We start from the raw sequence: 15,585 nt of genomic DNA, 5'->3' as shown, positions 1-15,585 counted from the left end.
GCGCGATAAGGCGCCTTGTTGGGTGATAGCCGTCTTCTACGTCCGGTTTTCCGGATCAAATTTGTGAAGCCGTCCAAGTCGCAACGGTTGAATCTGTCAGGGCGGCAGGCGCAGGCGCGGAAGCCTTCAGGCAAATGCGCTGCGGCGCGTCGAAAGCGCCCCGATGCCCATGAGCGCAGCCAGGATGACCGGGATGCACACAAGGTAGGCGGTGCGAATGCCAGCATGCTCGGCAACGAATCCAAGCAGCGGTGGGGCAAGGAAGAAGATTACGAAGGACATTTGTCCAAGCGCTGCAACATTGACGTGGGCCGGACGGTCAGTGCGCTGGGCGGCGGCAGAAACTGCGAGCGGATAGACCGCGCTGCAGCCGGCACCCATGAAGGCAAAGCCCAGCAGCGCTACATTGGGGTGAGGTGCCAGCCAGACGGCGCAGAGGCCGGCGGCCGAAAGGAGCAGCAGCGCGAGCGCAACCGAGCGGGAGCCGAAGTGATCGACGAACCGGTCGGCAAACAGTCTTGCCAGCGCCATGAAGAAGGTAAAGAGCGTCAGTCCGAGACCGCCGATGAAGGGCTCGACGTGAAAGACGTCGCGCATGTAGATCGCCGACCAGTCGATGCCGGCGCCCTCGACCAGGAATGCTGCGATGCCGATCACACAGAGAGGCAGCAGGCCGAATGTCGGCAGCGCGATATGCCCGGCCTCCGGGTGATCCTGCGTCGGGCGTGCCGGTGCATTGCGCATACCGGCGATCGTCAGCGACCCCACGATCAGGACGAAGGCGAATGTCAGGGCAAGGTGCAGCTGCATCGAAATGCCGGCCTGCCGTATCGCCGACGACGCCAGGGCGGTGACGAAAAAGCCGAGGCTCCAGAAGCCATGGGCGCGGTTCATCACGCCACGGCCGAGCTGTGCCTCGATGCGATCGATCTCGACATTGAGATTGATTTCGAGCGCTCCGGCGAGCAGCCCCTCGCAAAGCAGGACGGCAAAGACCAGGGGAGCTACGCCCATCCAGGGCACGAGCGCCAGGGATGCGGAGGTTCCGAGCACGGTGATGAACGCCGTCTTGCGGGCGCCAAGGCGCGCAACGATCGGGGAGGCGAAGGTAAGCGATATCAGAGCGCCGATGGCCGCGCCGATCAGTGTCAGGCCGAGCTCGGATTTGTTGATCTGCAAGGCGTCCTGGAGGTCGGGGAGGCGCGACAGCATTGCGCCCATCGATACCGCAAAAAGGAAGAAGCAGACATAAATTCGCTGCTGCGGTTCAAGACGCATTTTTATGCTCCGGAGAATCTGAACACAGATGAGATGGAGAGGGTCTATCCGAAAGCAACTAGTGCTGGCAATACGAGCCGCGTCAAATGATCAGGCGGTCGAGGCCCCAAGCCAATTTCTTCAGCCCGGTCTCACGCCACCAGAAACAAAATCGCCTGTCTGGACAAATAAATTCGCCGACCTAACTCCCCGGGTTGGACACGCATAAATCGTATCGCCTGCTGCCTTCTAGCGGCATGGCGATTTGGGAATTTCATACTTCGTCAACGGATCAAGAAACGGCAGATCAGATATGGGATTAGCACCGCTCACCAGGCCAACAGGCCAGACGCCGCAAACGGATTTGAACAGCTACAGGCTGATACCGCTCTCCAGCTGCCCCATTCTCGGAAGCGATACGGCATCCGGACTGCCGTCCGGTGTGCTTTTTTCCGGCCGATCCTTCGAAGCGGTGAGTGACGACTCCCTGTCCTGCTGCGGTCGCTATAATCTGCGGAACAGCCTGCATCAGGGCGTGGCCGCAATCGGAGATGACGGACATCTGATCTTTGCCGTCAACAGCTGGGTGAGCGGTCAGCGCTGCACGGTCATGGGTGCCTTCGACCCCATGGGCAAGCCCGTCGCGCCGAGCAAGCCCCAGCAGGATTTGCTTGGAAAATATTTCCAGTCCCCGGAGCGTCCGATCGTCCTCGATTCGAAGGCGAAGAGCGACATCGGTTTCAAGACCAATGGGCTCAATCCGAACGTCGGCGTCTATGTCGGCAACAAGACGATCATTTTCGACGTCAAGGCACGGTCGTCGGATGGCAAGACCGAAGGCAGCGCCACGATAACGACGGACTTCAACGGCAAGGTTCAGGATCAACTCTACGAGCTGTCGACTAAGGGTGACAATTCCTCGCTGAGCGGCAGCTATGAACGCAAAGGCACTCAGGCAACCGAGACCTTGAAAGCATCATGGGACAAATGGTCCTTGGCGGGCAAGCATTCCCGGGATGGCGCAAGCAGAAACCGCGAGCTCGATCTTTCCTTTCGCGCCACGGATAAGATAACGTTCACGGCATCCTGGAGACCGGATGTGAAGCCGCCATCCACACCTCCGCGCATAACTGATTATTCGATCTTTTCAGCCACGAACCCTAACCCGCCGCCGGCTCCCCCCAACTACAGCAACTATATGATCACGCTGGAAATCAAGTGGCCCTGAAGCTTGGTTTCCATGTGGCAAAGAGCCGCCTGCGGGTAACCTGCAGACGGCTTGATCGAGCCGCATTATCGAGGGCTTGGACGCTTTGATCCTTATCAAGCGTTACAATTTGCAGTCACCGATGACGGTTTGCGCGTACCGATCAATACCAGCGCCAGGCCGGCGGCAGCCAGCAGACCTCCGGCGATCGAGACTGCCGCATAGCCGAAGCCGAGGCTGATGACGGCCGCACCGGTTGCGGCCCCCAGGGCATTGCCGAGATTGAAGGCCCCGACATTGATGGAGGAGGCAAGGCCAGGCGCTTCTGCCGCTGCTTCCATGACGCGCATCTGCACGGGCGGGACGATGGCAAATGCTGCGCCACCCCAGAGAAGCAGGCCGATAGCGGCTCCCACGTGAGTGACCATCGCCAGCGGCAGCACGAACATGATGGCCGCGAGCAGAGCCAGGAAGATCTTGGTGGCGCCATCGAGCGACCAGTCGGCCAGGCGGCCGCCCAGCCAGTTGCCGACCGTGAAGCCGACGCCGATCAGCACCAGACCCAGGGTCACAAAGCCGTTGGAGGCGCCGGTCAGCTCGGTGAGCGCCGGAGCGACATAGGTGTATAGCGAGAACATCGCGCCTGCGCCCATGACGGTTGTCGCCATGGCAAGCAGCACCGTCGGATGGGTGAGCACGGCAAGTTCCCGCCTGACATTGGGCATCGCGCCGCGCTCGCCCTTCGGCAGGGCAAACCACAGCGCCGCAATGGCGGCGATGCCGATTACGGCAGTTCCGGCAAACGCCATGCGCCAGCCGATCGCCTGACCGACCCAGGTCGCAGCCGGTACGCCGCCGATATTGGCGATCGTCAGCCCCATGAACATCGCGGCGACCGCGCTTGCCTGCTTTTCCTTCGGCACCACGCTTGCCGCCACGACGGCACCGAGGCCGAAGAAGGCGCCATGGTTGAGGCTCGTGACAAGCCGGGCGAGCAGCAGCGTGAAGTAGCCGGGCGCCATCGCCGACATGAGATTGCCGATCGTGAAGATGCTCATCAGCAGCATCAACGCGGTGCGCTTGCCGAAGCGGCTGAAGGCAAGCGTCATGAAAGGGGCGCCGACCATGACGCCGATCGCATAGGCACTGATGAGAAGGCCGGCCGTCGGGATCGAGACGTCAACCCCCTTGGCAATGACCGGGAGAAGCCCCATCGGCGAAAACTCGGTCGTACCGATGCCGAAGGCACCGATCGCAAGCGCAAGAAGCGCCCATTGGGCGTGGGAGGATGTTTGGGCCTTCTCGGCCGTCGAAATCTGGGTGTTCATGGTAGACTCCTTAGACGTCCCATTCCGGAGCAAGGCCGGGTGGGCTGACGATCCGTCCATCGGGGCGCGCGAGATTGGCGATGGCGGCCATGTCCTGTTCGTCGAGGCTGAAATCGAAGATGGCGATGTTCTCCTTGACGCGCTCCGGATTGGCCGTCTTCGACAGTGCAATGTGGCCCTGTTCAATCAACCAGCGCAGACCGACCTGCGCGGCGCTCTTGCCGTACTTGGCGCCGATCCGCTGCAGTACCTGATCCTTCGGCACCGCACCGTCGGCCATGCCGTAATAGGCGGTGACCGCAACGCCGTTCGCCTTCGCGGCCGCAGCGAGAGCTTTTTGGGGCAGATAGGGATGGATCTCGACCTGATTGGTCACGATCGGTGTGCTGGAAAGCCTGACCGATTCCCGCATCTGCGCGATGTTCTGGTTGCTGACGCCGACGAAGCGGGTCTTGCCGGCAGCCTTCACCGTGTTCAGCATCTCGATCTGGTCGGCAACCGACACCTTGTCGGCCGGCCAGTGCAGCAGAAGCAGATCGACGCGATCGGTCTTCAGCTTGTCGAGGCTCTCATCGACCGAAGCGGCGAACCTGTCGACGCTATAGTTGTCGACCCAGACCTTGGTGGTCAGGAACAGGTCGTCCCGCCGGGCTCCGGCTGCTGCAAGAACTCGACCGAGCGCTGCCTCGTTCTGGTAGATTTGTGCCGTATCGAAGTGACGGAACCCGGCTTCAAGTGCGGCGGGAATGACGCGCTCCACTTCAGCGTCCGACATGCGGAAGACGCCGAAGCCGAGAGCGGGAATTGTTGCGCCATGGGCGGAAACGGTTAGCATCGAAAAATCCTTCTGAGAGCATCGGGCAGCTTTCGCTGCCTGGAATGGATTGAGCGCCAGGCTTGAGGGCGCGATCTTTTCGACTTATGAAATAGAGAGTGTATCGGCAGGTGATAATGCCGCCGGTTTTCACATTATCTGTGAAATCAAGTCAAAGATGGTGTCTGATGGATAATCGTGCCGGCGAAATGCAGGTGTTTCTTCGCGTCGTCGAGGTGGGTAGCTTTTCGGAAGCGGCGCGGTTGCTGCGCATGACGCCATCCACCGTCAGTAAGCTGATCTCGCGGATCGAGGCCCGGCTCGGCGTGCGCCTTGTCGAACGCTCCACCCGGCGATTGTCGCTGACCTCTGAGGGGCGGATCTACTATGAGCGCAGCCAGGCGCTGTTGCACGATCTCGACGAGGTCGAGCAGGAACTATCGCAGGGCGCCACGACCACCGGCGGCACGGTGCGGGTCAACATTTCCGTTGCTCTCGGTGTACTGGGCCTTGAGCCGCTCCTGCCGGAGTTCTGGCAGATCTACCCTAATGTCGTGGTCGATCTGTCGCTGTCGGACGAAATCGTCGACCTCTATCTCGATCGGACAGACATTGCCTTCCGGGTGGGACCCTTGCCGGATTCAGGGATGATCGCGCGACGTATCGGCATTGCCCGCCGCAAGATCGTCGCCGCGCCCAGTTATCTCGATCGTCATGGAATACCGCTGACCGTCGATGATCTCTCGCGGCATAATTGCCTGGGATTCAATTTCCGTCGCCTAGCGCCCGTCTGGCCTATCAGAGAAAGCGGCCGTGTCGTCGATCGTGCCATGACGAGTTCGCTGCTTGCCAACAATGGCGAAACCGTACGGCGGATGGCGCTGGCAGGTGTGGGGCTTGCCCGCATGGGTGACTATCACGTCCGGGACGATCTTGCGGCCGGTCGTCTCATCGAGGTACTCACCGATGTCGTCGAGCCGGATGAGGAACAGATTCATGCGGTCTTTCTGGGAGGCGCTCGCATGCCGCAGCGCGTGCGCGTCTTCCTTGATTTTGTCGTGCCGCGTCTCCGGCAATTCCTTGACGGCGAAACCTGAGCATCTTGTCGCCATCAAGCAGACTGCGAAAAGCGCATGCCTAAGTCGTTGGGCATCTTGTCCGGTAGGCACAGCCGTCCATATACAACTTATGTTTGATCGCCTTGTTCTTCCGTTTCGCCGCCTCGTTCTTCGCCGCTTCGTCAAAGCGCATCCGCCATCGCGGCAGGTTTCCCGGGCGACCAGAGAGCTTGTCGCGGCCTATGAAGGCATTCTTCCCGACAGCCTTCTCCAATTATGGCGCCGCAAGGGGCTCGGATTCTATGGCGATAGGCAACTCGCCCTGATCGATCCTCGGCTTTGGCAGGCTGTGCTTAACCGATGGATCGTTTCGCCGCCGGATGAGGTGCGGCGCATCCCGATCGCCCTGACGCCATTCGGCGTCCTTCTCTATTACCGCAAGCTGACGGCAACCGACGAGGATGTCGTCTTCATCGATCCCGTATCGAAAAAGACGAGCGATCTCGCCTGGAGCCTGGACGAATTCTTCAATCGGTTCCTTTGCGATGGACAGTCGCTAGAATCCCTCATTTCGCCAGCATTGGCGCGGTCGGCGCGCGAGGAATGCGGAGCACTCTCGTCGGGCGAGGTCTACGAGATCGACCAGATGCTGTTTTCGATGCAGATGCTGCGGATTGCAAAGGTCGATGCCTTCGAGATGCACCGGCGCCTTCGCGATGCCGTTGATCCGCCCAGGCCGACAGCCGAGAAGCCCACGACTGTGGCCGACGCCTTGCCGGTCGAGCATCGTTCGACATTCGAGGATATCGCGGACGGAAAATATTTAGCCGGCTTATATCTGTCTTCCTACAGCGATTGGCACAGGCTCCTGGCGCTCCGGCCAGACGGTCGCTACAGCCTGTTGTTCTGGCGCATCCATTATCGGACTTTGGAACGCGTCGGGGTGCGTTTCTACACCGGGACCTATCAAGTCTCTCGCAACGCCGAAGGGGACGAGATCGTTGCGCTCGACATCGTCCTGCGCGCCGATTCCTCGGGTGGCGACGACAATGACGACCGTCTCGTGGTGATGTATTCGGGCGGAACCAGCTTCCTGCTGCGTGTCAACGAGCTGGGCGATATCGCAACGGCGATCGGCGGCTGGGACGAAATGGGGCGCAGCGAGTATTATTTCCGCCGGGTCACGCTGAATGAGACTTTCGCGGAAGAGCCGAACGACGGCCGCCCTGCGCCGCCCTTTGCCGATCTTCCGCGCGCCCTGCAGGCCCTGGTTCATGTCGAGCCGCTTCGTCCCACGATCACCCATGTGGAAGACCCCAACCTCAACGAAGAAGACAACGGCGAAGGCACGGTCATGTGCACGCTCGATCTCGGCGAGGAGGATGGACTGCGCTTCAACATGCCGCTCTACTCGCCTCCCGACACCGGTCGCGACCTTAAAGGCTGGATCTGGAAGATGGCCCCACACGCATGCGAGGTCGGCGTCGAATATCGACGGGGCGAAGACGGTGCGATCGAACACGGCCCGGCGGTCGGAGACATTTTGACAACCCGTTCGCCGGTCGTGCGTTGAGCGTATCGATACGCACAGTGCCGTGCCCCGCCTCACTTTGCCGGTCGTGCGTTGGACGATCGTTCCCGAGACGGCAAAGAGAACGCCAGCTGCTCTGCCACGGCTGTCAGGAAAACGAGCGCGAAAACCGTCAAGCCGGCAAGAGCAATCAGTTCGCGCACCGGCTATGCGGTCGTTACGGTGCTATTTGGCAAGGATCATTGCAAAGGCCTCAGTATCGCGCCGGTTCGAGGCTGGATCGACAGATTTTCGTCTTCCTGATCGGTCTCGAGCCGCTGCAGGATCGGGCAATGCGGGCGATGGTCGCCCTGGCAGGAGTTAACAAGCATGGTGAGCGTATGCTCCATATCCTGCAGGTCGGCGATCTTTTTCTTCAGCGCTTCGATATGGCCCAGAGCCAGGCGCTTGACCTCCACGCTCTGACGGGTTTCGTCGCGCCAGAGTTCCAAAAGCTCACCGATTTCAGCGACGGCAAAGCCAAGATCGCGCGCCCGGCGGATGAAGCGCAGCATATGCACGTCGGTATCTGAATAGTCGCGATAGCCCGACGCCGTTCTGCCGGCTGCCGGAATGAGGCCGGTCTCTTCGTAGTAGCGGATCATCTTGGCCGAGACGCCCGATGCCTTGGCTGCCTGTCCGATATTCATGAACGTTCTCCTGACATAAGGCAGCCGGCCCAAGAGGGACCGGCTGCATCCGTTTGTTAGCTGGTGACCCTGAAGCGGCGCAGCCGCAACGCATTGCCAAGCACGAAGACGCTCGACAAGGCCATGGCGCCGGCGGCAAAAACCGGTGATAGCAGGATGCCGAAAGCCGGATATAGCGCGCCGGCGGCGACCGGGATCAGCGCCGTATTGTAGGCGAAGGCCCAGAACAGGTTCTGCCTGATGTTGCCGATCGTCGCCTTGGACAGGGCAATGGCGTTCGGCACTCCCTGCAGGCTTCCCGACATCAGGACGACATCGGCCGCTTCGATAGCGATATCCGTGCCCGTACCGATGGCAAGACCGACATCGGCCTCGGCCAGCGCCGGCGCATCGTTGATGCCATCACCAACGAAAGCCACCTTGCCGTGCTGGCGCTTGAGGCGGCGAACTGCTTCGACCTTGCCGTCGGGCAGCACTTCGGCCACGACCTCGTCGATGCCGAGCCGTGCTGCGATAGCTTTGGCCGTGCGGGCATTGTCGCCGGTGACCATCGCCACCTTCAGGCCGAGATCGTGCATCGCCCTGATCGCTGCCGGTGTCGTCTCCTTGATCGGATCGGCGACCGCAATGATTGCGGCGAGCTGGCCGTCGATCGCCGCATAAAGCGGGGACTTGCCTTCGTTGCTGAGACGCTCGGCAGCTTCCGAGAAGCCTGCGACGTCAAGCCCAAGCTCGGCCATGTAGCGGTCAGCGCCGATCTCGATGCGTTTGTCGCCGGCTGTGGCGCTCACGCCCAAGCCCGTCACCGATTTGAAATCCGCCACGGTTGGCAGCGCCAGATCTTCGGAAGTGGCCGCCTCGACGATTGCGCGGGCAATCGGATGCTCGGATTTCGCTTCCACTGCCGCCACCAGGCGCAGCACGCCGGAGCGGTCGAAACCCGCCGCCAGTTCCAGATCGGTCAGGGCCGGCTTGCCTTCGGTCAGTGTGCCTGTCTTGTCGACGGCCACGACGCTTGCGTCCTTGAGCAGTTGCAGGGCTTCGCCCTTGCGGAAGAGTACACCCAGTTCGGCGCCACGCCCTGTGCCGACCATGATCGAGGTCGGGGTGGCAAGCCCCATGGCGCATGGGCAGGCGATGATGAGGACGGCGACCGCATTGATGAGCGCAAAGGTGAGGGCCGGTGACGGACCGAAGTAGAGCCAGGCGGCGAAGGTTGCGGCAGCCACGACCATCACGGCCGGTACGAACCACATGGTCACCTTGTCGACCATGGCCTGGATCGGCAGTTTCGACCCCTGTGCCTCCTCCACCATGCGAATGATCTGCGACAGCACCGTATTGCCGCCGACGGCCGTCGCGCGGAAGACAAAGGCGCCTTTCTGATTGACAGTACCACCAACGACTGCGCTGCCGATCGTCTTCGGGACCGGGATCGGCTCGCCGGTGATCATCGATTCGTCGACATAGCTCTCGCCCTCGACCAACTCCCCGTCGATCGGAACCCGTTCGCCGGGACGAACCTCGACGATATCGCCGGAAACGACCGAGCCGATCGGCAGATCGGCGGCCCTGCCGCCGCGCTGCACGCGCGCGGTTTTGGCTTGTAGGTTGACCAGACGTTTGATCGCTTCGGATGTGCGTCCCTTGGCTCGGGCCTCGAGCAGTCGGCCGAGTAGGATGAGCGTAACGATGACGGCGGCCGCTTCGAAATAGACGTTGATCGTGCCGGGTGGCAACAAGCCGGGCGCGAAGGTCGCAACCAGCGAATAGCCATAGGCTGCCAATGAGCCGACGGCGACCAGCGAGTTCATGTCGGGCGCAAGGCGAAGGAGCGCCGGTAGCCCCTTTTTATAGAAGCGGATGCCGGGAACGAAGAGGACGAGCGTCGTCAGCGCAAGCTGGATGTACCAGCTCCACTGCATCCCGATCGTCTCTGCGATCAGAGCGTGGACGCCGGGAATGAGGTGCGATCCCATCTCCAGGAGAAAGACCGGCGTCGTCAAAATCGCGGCGATGGTGAAATCGCGGGTGAGTTCTCGCCGTTCGGCGTCCTTCTTCTGCGCGCGTCCGGCCTCTTCGTCTCCCCGGTCCGCGCTTATAATTTTCGCCTCGTAGCCGGCGTTCTCGACCGCTGCGATAAGGCTTGCCGCGTGCGCCGTCCCTTTGATCGTGGCCCGCTCGGTCGCAAGGTTGACGGCGGCCTCACTTACGCCAGGCACGGTCTTCAGGGCGCGTTCGACGCTGCCGACGCACGAGGCACAGGTCATGCCCTCGATCGAAAGCTCGATGGAGCCTACCGCAGCAGTGAAACTCTCAGGGACGGAATAGCCGACATTTTCGACAGCCCGGACGAGTTCCGTGTGATCGATGGCCGCGTGTGTCGTGATGCTTGCCTTTTCGGTGGCGAGATTGACCGATACGGCATCGACGCCTGGAACGTTCTTCAGGGCGCGCTCGACGCTGCCCACGCAGGATGCACAGGTCATACCCTCGATGGGCAGCGATATGACAGTCGACAAATCCAGTGGCCGAACTGAACTATTCATGGGAGGTCCTTTCACGCTCCGAAATTTGAATGTGAAGGGAAGGTGAGGCTTCCAACCATGGGAAGGTCAATAGCATTTTTTTCATCGGATGACACTTGACCTTACCATGGTTGGAAACTCCACCTTGAGTGCCGTGAGATCAAAACCAAGGAGAATTCTCATGGAGCTCAGAATCGAAAACATGACCTGCGGCGGCTGCGCCAGGTCCGTTACCAAGGCGATCCAATCCGTCGATCCCGACGCCAGGATCGAGACCAATCCGGACGCGCGCACCGTCAAGATCGAGACGACTGCCTCTCAGCCGATGCTCCAGCAGGCTCTCGAACAGGCCGGCTATCCGGCAGTCGCAAACTGAGTGGTTCAGATCATGAACAGGCTCCCCTGATCTTCATCGACACAGGCCCGGCGAGTGTGCAGAGCCGGCGGTAGGCAAGATTGCCATGATGAAGAAACGGTGCACCGGGCACGACAATTGAGGACCGGAAGGTGGCTCTTCGAAGTCACCTTCGACACAGAGACAAAAAGCGCGACACCGTGGTGGGCGGCCTTATGGGCGTATCGCCTCCACGTGAGCAAGAGGAAGCAATCGATGTATCGACGTAGTTTTCTGGCAGGGCTGGCGGGCCTTGCGATTTCCAGGCCTGCCTCGGCCCAGATGATGCACGACATGGGCAGCATGAGCGGAAACGGCGCTCACAAGATGATGCCCATGGCCGGCAACAAGCCCGTCTTGCCGGAAGGGCAGCCCCTGCGTGAGCTGCCACGCTTGATGAACGAGGCCAGCCAAGCCGGTCTGTTCAAGGCAAGGCTTGCCGCGGAGCCGGGGCTTGCCCGCTTCACCGAGGGGCTTGATACGCCCGTGCTCCTCTACAACGGTGGAAATCCCGTGATCGAAGCGCATGAGGGCGACAGGATCGAGATCAGCTTCAAGAACGGCATTCCCGGCGAGCCGACGACGGTTCATTGGCATGGAATGCCGGTGCCGGCTGATCAGGACGGCAGCCCCATGGAACCCGTCGCTTCGGGCAGCGAGCGCATCTATGCTTTCGATCTTCCGCAAGACAGCGCCGCATCCTATTGGTTCCATCCTCATCCGCACGGGCTCACCGCCGCACAGGTTTATCGCGGGCTCGCAGGCATCTTTCTCGTGAAACCCAAGGATGATCCGATCCCTGCCGAATATGGGGATACGATCCTGATGTTCACCGATCTTCGGATCGCTGAAGATGGAAGCATGCCGGCAAGCAACATGATCGATTTGATGAACGGACGCGTCGGTGACCAAGTGCTGGTCAATGGCCAGAACAACCCGGTCGTGGCCGTGGCGAAAGGAGAGAAGCGCCGCCTGCGCCTCTTCAATGCGACAAATGCGCGATTCCTGCGGCTGACATTCGAGAATGCCACCATGGTGCTCATCGGAACGGATGGGGGTCTTATCGAGGCTCCCGTCGGCGTCGACGAGTTGCTGCTTGCGCCCGCCGAGCGCGTCGAGCTCATCGTCTCCTTCGACAAGCCGGGAGCGGCAAAGCTCACTACGCTCGACTATGAGCGCGGGTGGATGGGGCCGGGTAAGCCTAAGGAGGCCGGCATGACCTTACTGACGGCGAGTGTCTCGGAGGAAACTGCACCTGTTGTGCCGCCGCTTCCTGCGAAGCTGCGCACCATTGAACGCCTCGCAGAGTCGGCAGTCACGCGTCGCTTTGTGTTGACGGAATCCATGAAGGGCATGGAGATGAAGTTCCTCATCAACGGCGCCAGCTTCGATATGAACCGCGTTGACGCAGTCTCGAAGGTCGGGCAGATCGAGCTCTGGGAAATTGTCAACCAGGCGGATATGGACCATCCGTTTCATGTGCATGGGACGCAGTTCCAGGTTGTCGAACGCGAAAAGGATAGTGCGGTCACCAAGTCATCCTACCGGGCCTGGAAGGACACCGTGAACGTTGCGGCCGGCGAGACGGTACGTATCCTGTTGCGACAGGATTTGCCGGGGCAGCGCATGTATCACTGCCACATCCTCGAGCATGAAGATCTCGGCATGATGGGCATAGTCGACGTTGAGGCCTGACAATCTCCATCGTCAATCGCAGCCGTGGAGGGAAAATCGATATTATCCCTCCTTTTATTCTTGAGCCTCGGAACTTGCGGTCGATGAGGTTGCGGCATCGATCGCGATTCGAAGGTTGAGGCCGATTTCGCTTTTGCCGGTGTAAGCGTGTTGTTCGGCTCTTGCGCAAACAGTAGGTTAGGCGCTTTTATGTAAGCGCATCCTACTGCAGCGAGGGAGCTCGCAACGGCCTCGGAGGAGGGCCGTATGCGATCTCGCAGTGGATGCCAAATGTGCTGACGGTGGCATTCAAGGGGAGGACTCGATGGCCGCTAATCATCAGATGCAATATCGCGAACGCGTGCGCTCTGCCCATGAGGCCGTTGCCTTGATACCATCCGGCGCGAAGATCGCCATGCCGATCGCTGCGGGCCAACCGCCTGCAATCCTTGCGGCATTGGCCGAACGTGCGCGGGCCAGGGCGGTGGACAACATCCGGCTCTACTACCTGCTCTGCACGGGCGTCGCTGGCTCCAGCGTGCTCGACTTCGACTTGCGCGACCGCATCACTCCCATGAGTTATTTTCATGGAGCGGTGGATCGTGCCCTCGATAAGAGGCGAATGGTTGAGATGCTGCCTGCAGGCGACCTCGTGCCGTGCCATTTTAGCCAGGTGCCGCGCTCGCTGGTCGAGCATGTCGGGGTCGATACCCTGATCGCAACGGTCTCGCCCATGGATGCGGACGGGAATTTCAGCCTTGGCGCCAGTACCGATTATTCCCTGGCAGTTGCCCGCAAGCCCGGCGCCCGACTGATCCTCGAAGTCAATCCGAGCATGCCCTATGTGCGCGGCAATTGCATGATCCCGGTGTCGAGTGTCACGGCGCTTGTCGAGAACGACGCAAGCTTGCCGGCGCTCGCTGCCGCACCTCGCTCAGAAGTCGACGATACCATCGGCGCCATCGTCGCGGGGCTTGTGGATGATGGTGATTGCCTGCAGATGGGCATCGGCGCATTGCCCGATGCCGTTTGTGCCGGCCTCTCCCAGCATCGACATGTCGGCATCCATACGGAAATGATGACCTCCGGACTTGCCGCTCTGGTCAGGGCGGGCGTCGTCGACAATAGCCGCAAGCAGATACATGTCGGGCGAACCATCTTTACCTTCGCATTGGGAGACAAGCCGCTTTACGATTTCCTGAACGACAATCCCGATGTCGAAGCGCATCCTGTGGACTATGTGAACAATGCGTTCGTCATCGCACAGAATGACCGCATGGTATCGGTCAATGCGACGCTGCAGATCGATCTTAATGGCGCGTGCAATTCCGAATTCGTCAATGGAAGGCAGTTCAGCGGTACCGGCGGTCAGGTGGATTTCGTCCGCGGCGCCTACGGCTCACGGGGCGGCCGCTCGATCATCGCCTGTCATGCGACGGCGGCCAAGGGAACGCTTTCGCGTATCGTTCCGACGCTGACAGGTCCGGTGACGACGTCGCGCAACGATATCCATATCGTCGTGACGGAATATGGCTGGGCCAATCTCAAGGGCAAATCGGTGGCAGAGCGGGCAAAGGCGATGATTGCGCTTGCCCATCCCGATTTCCGGGAGGAGCTGGATCGGGCCGCCCATCAGGCGGGATTGTACGCGCCGGATTGACATAATCATCGTTGATCTTGCTTGGGCAATAAGAAGGACCCGGAGGGAAACCGGATCCTTCCGGCTTTGATCGGAGGTCAACCGATCACTTTGAGAAGCCTGATGGATCGGTACATCAGGCTTCCCGTACCTGGTCCCAGGTAGACCAGGTAATTCGGTATTAGAAGCTACGCTGGAAGCGCAGGATACCAGCCCACTGATCCTGGTTCACAGAATCGAAGTTGGTGTAGGAGACTTCCGGCTCGATGAGCAGGTTCTTGACCGGGTTGAACTTGAGGTTCGTGGTCGCTGCGAAGATCTTCGAGTCGGTGTAGGCGAGCTGGAGGTTCCACTTCAGCTTTTCGTTGATCGGAACGCCAACGCCGCCCCAAACTGCCCAGTCGCCCCAACCGCACTTCGATGCATCGTTAGCCGGGCAAGAAGAGCGTGCCAGGTTGGTGCCGGCATACTTGTTCAGGTTGTCGCCATCGGTGTTCCAGCCGCCCATCAAGAAGGCCGAGAAGACGCCGAAGTCAGCATCGACGCGAGCCTTGATGGCGCCTTCCGACTTGATCGAGTCGTAACCGCCGACGACCTTGAAGCCCCATGCGCCAGACTTGAAGCCAGCACCGGCAACAACGTCAGGAGCGTAGTGGTTAGCCTTGTCGTCCGATGCCCAGCTTGCGCCGTAGCCAGCACCCGAGCCGCTGGAGTTCGAGTCTTCGAGCGAGATAACAGCGGTGAAGCCGTTGCCTGCGTCGTAGTTGTAGGTCAACTGGTTGAGTTCGTACGGACCGTCATAGATCACGTCGTCGTTGATGACGTCGCCGGCATAACCCGTGTAGTAGTTGAACTGCGAATCGGCCTTACCGACGAGGAAGCCACCGAGGCTGATGTTGGCCCAGAGCAGCTTGGTGCTGGTGCTGTTGCCCTCCTGCCAGTCCCAACGGATGACCGTGTTGGTCTTCAGCGGGCCGTATTCGGTGTCGGTCGCAGTGTCGAGGCTCAGCTGAGCGCGGGTGTGCCAGAGCGTGCCGTTATGGCTGTTGGCATTGTAGGCGTCGTACCACTTGCCTTCGGTACGGACCATGCCGCCGACCTTGAGGCAGGTTTCGGTACCGGGAATGAAGAAGTAGCCTGCACCGTATGCGTCGCAGATGCGGACGTATTCCAGCGGCTCCGGCTCAGCAGCGACGATCGCGTCAGCAGCATGAGCACCGGAAACTGCTGCCAGCGCAGCAGCGGAGCCGAGAAGAAGGCTCTTGATGTTCATTGTAAACTCCTGGTTGTAACTATTCGTACGTAATCCAAGGAGCGAGCATAATAGGCCGTGCTGGAAACGCTCCCTCGCAAACAGGAAGCAAAAACCAGGCACTGCATCTGCAATAGATTGCCGATACTATCCCCACCCCGATGGAACCTCGTTAGCTGGCGGCTGAAACAACACCCCACCAGATCGCAAGCTA

General features: G+C 60.5%; 12 protein-coding genes. 6 read left to right on the top strand and 6 right to left on the bottom strand.

Annotation, left to right across the window (positions count from 1 at the left end; translation table 11 throughout):
- Positions 1-126 precede the first annotated feature (126 nt).
- On the bottom strand, positions 127-1,278 hold the full coding sequence (locus ABOK31_RS31105) for an MFS transporter (RefSeq protein WP_349961484.1): 1,152 nt from the start codon (positions 1,276-1,278) through the stop codon (positions 127-129).
- A gap of 292 nt (positions 1,279-1,570) precedes the next feature.
- On the opposite strand from ABOK31_RS31105, the gene ABOK31_RS31100 reads away from it, so the two are divergent.
- On the top strand, positions 1,571-2,485 hold the full coding sequence (locus ABOK31_RS31100) for a hypothetical protein (RefSeq protein WP_349961483.1): 915 nt from the start codon (positions 1,571-1,573) through the stop codon (positions 2,483-2,485).
- A 95-nt stretch (positions 2,486-2,580) separates the two neighbouring features.
- Here ABOK31_RS31100 and ABOK31_RS31095 read toward each other — a convergent pair whose 3' ends face one another.
- Positions 2,581-3,792 carry an MFS transporter gene (locus tag ABOK31_RS31095; RefSeq protein WP_349961481.1) on the bottom strand — a complete coding sequence of 404 codons (1,212 nt, stop codon included), beginning with the start codon at positions 3,790-3,792 and terminating at the stop codon, positions 2,581-2,583.
- Between the two features lie 10 nt (positions 3,793-3,802).
- Positions 3,803-4,627 carry an aldo/keto reductase gene (locus ABOK31_RS31090; RefSeq protein ID WP_349961479.1) on the bottom strand — a complete coding sequence of 275 codons (825 nt, stop codon included), beginning with the start codon at positions 4,625-4,627 and terminating at the stop codon, positions 3,803-3,805.
- A 167-nt stretch (positions 4,628-4,794) separates the two neighbouring features.
- On the opposite strand from ABOK31_RS31090, the gene ABOK31_RS31085 reads away from it, so the two are divergent.
- Together ABOK31_RS31085 and ABOK31_RS31080 are read left to right on the top strand one after the other, a co-directional pair.
- A complete protein-coding gene (locus ABOK31_RS31085) occupies positions 4,795-5,703 on the top strand; it encodes a LysR family transcriptional regulator (RefSeq protein WP_349961477.1) in 909 nt (302 codons plus the stop codon).
- A 91-nt stretch (positions 5,704-5,794) separates the two neighbouring features.
- On the top strand, positions 5,795-7,237 hold the full coding sequence (locus ABOK31_RS31080) for a GAD-like domain-containing protein (RefSeq protein ID WP_349961476.1): 1,443 nt from the start codon (positions 5,795-5,797) through the stop codon (positions 7,235-7,237).
- A gap of 197 nt (positions 7,238-7,434) precedes the next feature.
- Here the strand turns inward: ABOK31_RS31080 and cueR are convergent, their stop codons facing one another.
- Complete coding sequence (cueR, locus tag ABOK31_RS31075; RefSeq protein ID WP_349961474.1) at positions 7,435-7,884, bottom strand: Cu(I)-responsive transcriptional regulator; 450 nt, start codon at positions 7,882-7,884, stop codon at positions 7,435-7,437.
- 56 nt (positions 7,885-7,940) lie between these two features.
- The gene (locus ABOK31_RS31070; RefSeq protein ID WP_349961473.1) at positions 7,941-10,433 is read right to left on the bottom strand and encodes a heavy metal translocating P-type ATPase; all 2,493 of its coding nucleotides are present in this window, start codon (positions 10,431-10,433) and stop codon (positions 7,941-7,943) included.
- Between the two features lie 160 nt (positions 10,434-10,593).
- On the opposite strand from ABOK31_RS31070, the gene ABOK31_RS31065 reads away from it, so the two are divergent.
- From ABOK31_RS31065 to ABOK31_RS31055, 3 genes are all read left to right on the top strand, one after another.
- Positions 10,594-10,788, top strand: coding sequence for a heavy-metal-associated domain-containing protein (locus tag ABOK31_RS31065; RefSeq protein ID WP_349961470.1), 195 nt, complete (start codon positions 10,594-10,596; stop codon positions 10,786-10,788).
- Between the two features lie 234 nt (positions 10,789-11,022).
- Positions 11,023-12,501, top strand: coding sequence for a multicopper oxidase family protein (locus ABOK31_RS31060; protein ID WP_349961469.1), 1,479 nt, complete (start codon positions 11,023-11,025; stop codon positions 12,499-12,501).
- Between the two features lie 304 nt (positions 12,502-12,805).
- Entirely contained in the window at positions 12,806-14,140 is a 1,335-nt protein-coding gene (locus ABOK31_RS31055; RefSeq protein ID WP_349961468.1) for an acetyl-CoA hydrolase/transferase C-terminal domain-containing protein, read from the top strand.
- A gap of 160 nt (positions 14,141-14,300) precedes the next feature.
- Here ABOK31_RS31055 and ABOK31_RS31050 read toward each other — a convergent pair whose 3' ends face one another.
- A complete protein-coding gene (locus tag ABOK31_RS31050; protein WP_174172819.1) occupies positions 14,301-15,392 on the bottom strand; it encodes a porin in 1,092 nt (363 codons plus the stop codon).
- Positions 15,393-15,585: the final 193 nt, after the last annotated feature.

The sequence above is a fragment of the Rhizobium sp. ZPR4 genome (assembly GCF_040215725.1).
In the GTDB taxonomy this organism is placed as follows: domain Bacteria; phylum Pseudomonadota; class Alphaproteobacteria; order Rhizobiales; family Rhizobiaceae; genus Rhizobium; species Rhizobium rhizogenes_D.
The sequence above is the reverse complement of the archived record's forward strand: the minus strand, read 5'-3'. Positions and strand labels throughout refer to the sequence as shown.

Excerpts from the sequence above, each read along its gene's own strand:
- ABOK31_RS31065 (WP_349961470.1), top strand. The coding sequence starts at position 10,594 with ATGGAGCTCAGAATCGAAAACATGACCTGCGGCGGCTGCGCCAGGTCC.
- ABOK31_RS31060 (WP_349961469.1), top strand. The coding sequence starts at position 11,023 with ATGTATCGACGTAGTTTTCTGGCAGGGCTGGCGGGCCTTGCGATTTCC.
- ABOK31_RS31095 (WP_349961481.1), bottom strand. The coding sequence starts at position 3,792 with ATGAACACCCAGATTTCGACGGCCGAGAAGGCCCAAACATCCTCCCAC.
- ABOK31_RS31100 (WP_349961483.1), top strand. The coding sequence starts at position 1,571 with ATGGGATTAGCACCGCTCACCAGGCCAACAGGCCAGACGCCGCAAACG.
- ABOK31_RS31050 (WP_174172819.1), bottom strand. The coding sequence starts at position 15,392 with ATGAACATCAAGAGCCTTCTTCTCGGCTCCGCTGCTGCGCTGGCAGCA.
- ABOK31_RS31105 (WP_349961484.1), bottom strand. The coding sequence starts at position 1,278 with ATGCGTCTTGAACCGCAGCAGCGAATTTATGTCTGCTTCTTCCTTTTT.
- ABOK31_RS31055 (WP_349961468.1), top strand. The coding sequence starts at position 12,806 with ATGGCCGCTAATCATCAGATGCAATATCGCGAACGCGTGCGCTCTGCC.
- ABOK31_RS31070 (WP_349961473.1), bottom strand. The coding sequence starts at position 10,433 with ATGAATAGTTCAGTTCGGCCACTGGATTTGTCGACTGTCATATCGCTG.
- ABOK31_RS31080 (WP_349961476.1), top strand. The coding sequence starts at position 5,795 with ATGTTTGATCGCCTTGTTCTTCCGTTTCGCCGCCTCGTTCTTCGCCGC.
- ABOK31_RS31085 (WP_349961477.1), top strand. The coding sequence starts at position 4,795 with ATGGATAATCGTGCCGGCGAAATGCAGGTGTTTCTTCGCGTCGTCGAG.
- ABOK31_RS31090 (WP_349961479.1), bottom strand. The coding sequence starts at position 4,627 with ATGCTAACCGTTTCCGCCCATGGCGCAACAATTCCCGCTCTCGGCTTC.
- cueR (WP_349961474.1), bottom strand. The coding sequence starts at position 7,884 with ATGAATATCGGACAGGCAGCCAAGGCATCGGGCGTCTCGGCCAAGATG.